At 64.0% G+C, this 1,678-nt stretch carries 1 protein-coding gene; it reads right to left on the minus strand.

Annotated elements, in window-relative coordinates:
* Positions 1–1,589, minus strand: a 1,589-nt coding sequence (locus RMQ73_RS03455) for an amidohydrolase family protein (RefSeq protein WP_310496629.1), incomplete at its 3' end; no start/stop codon positions are given.
* Positions 1,590–1,678 lie beyond the last annotated feature (89 nt).

Genomic DNA, 1,678 nt, shown 5'->3' on the forward strand with positions numbered 1-1,678 from the left:
TCGCGCGCCACCTGATCGGCAACGGACTTCAGCAGCGCCGGCGCATCAAAGACGATGCCGTCGCGGATGGTCCAGCGAATGCCGCCGACGCGCACGGTCTTTTGCGTGGCCTCGTCCAGCTTTTCAAAGCCGGTGCCGTACAGCGTCTTGAGGTTGTGCAGCGGGTTTTCGGGCGTGATGACCAGATCGGCGCGCATGCCGACGCGGATCAACCCGAAATCGGGGCTGCGGCCCCCCGGTTCCTCCAACGTCGTGGCGCCGTTGATCGTGGCGCTCTGGATGACTTCCAGCGGCGCAAAACCGGCCTCGCGCAGCAGTTCCAGTTCGAGGATATAGCCAAATCCCCAGGTCTGCCAGATGAAGCCGGGGTCGCTGCCGGTGGTGACACGCCCTCCCATATTCTTGTAATCATTCACCAAATGCATGTAGCGAGTGTAGAATCGCCGCCATTCATATTCGCGCTCGCTGGTCCAGTCGAAGAAATAGCTGCCATGGTTGTCGCGGTTGGATTCGAAAAACCCGGTCAGCGACGGCAGTGTATAGCGGTCATGCCATTCCGCCCGCTTGGCGCGCATCAGGTCGCGGCTGGCGCTGTAGATGTTGAACGTCGGATCGAACACGACGCCGCTGGCCTTTTGCGCCTTCAGATAATCCTGCCATTCCGGGCCGCCGGGCGCGTGGATCTGGTTCCAGATCTCGGCGATGCCGCCGAAACGCTTTTGCTCGTCGTTGAAATTATAGTCGGCCGGCGTGTCCTGCACGCGCCGGCCATCAAGCATGCTCTCGAAATGGCCGTAGAAATGCGTGATGGTGCCAAGGCCGGCAGCGGCGGCATCACGGGCGTTGAATTCGGCGATATTGGGCTGCGACAGATGCGCGACGATCCCCAGCCCGAGTTTTTTCGCCTCGTCGATGGCGGCACGGGCAATGGTGGGGGTTTCATCGCCGCGATTGAAGAACTTGATGCCGTCGATGCCGGCGCCAGCCGCCCAGCGCACCCATTCGCGGGCCTTGTCCGGGGTTTGCACACGGCCACCCTTCCAGCCCGCCGAAGCACCCGAACCCAGAGTCTGATAGACGTAGATGCGCGGCGACACGGTCTCGCCGGCGGCGGCGCGGCGCTTGTCATCCAGGGCCCGGGCGGCGTCGTCGCCATACAGCGGCACGCCGCGCAAGGTCGTCACACCATGCGCCAACCACAACCGATACGCATAGCTGGGGTCGTCCATCTTGTCGGGGTCGCCCTGATGGCCGTGCATGTCGACAAAACCGGGCAGGACATACATGCCGGCGGCGTCAATTTCGCGCGCCGCGCCTGATGGAGGTCTGTTCGCGCGCATCGGCAATCCGGGCGTGCCAGCGCTGCGTATGTCCGTGATCCGCCCTTGTTTGATGACGATGTCAGCCGGGCCCTGCGGCGGCCCGCCATTGCCGATGATGATGGTCGCACCCCGGATCACCAGCGTTTCATACGGGCCGGCGGCCAGTGCAGGATCGCGCGGCGGCGTGGGGCGCATCGCTTGCGCGGCCACCGTGGCTGGAATTGCCGCCACCAGCACGGCAAGTGATATTCTGGTCCAAACCCGCATGATATACCCCTTTGCCGGCATGATAGAGGCGCGGGCGCGGCGCGCAAAGCCGCTTTCCACCAGACTTCCGGGCGGGTAGCGTGGCAGCC

The organism is Sandarakinorhabdus sp. (assembly GCF_031430775.1).
In the GTDB taxonomy this organism is placed as follows: Bacteria; Pseudomonadota; Alphaproteobacteria; order Sphingomonadales; family Sphingomonadaceae; genus Sandarakinorhabdus.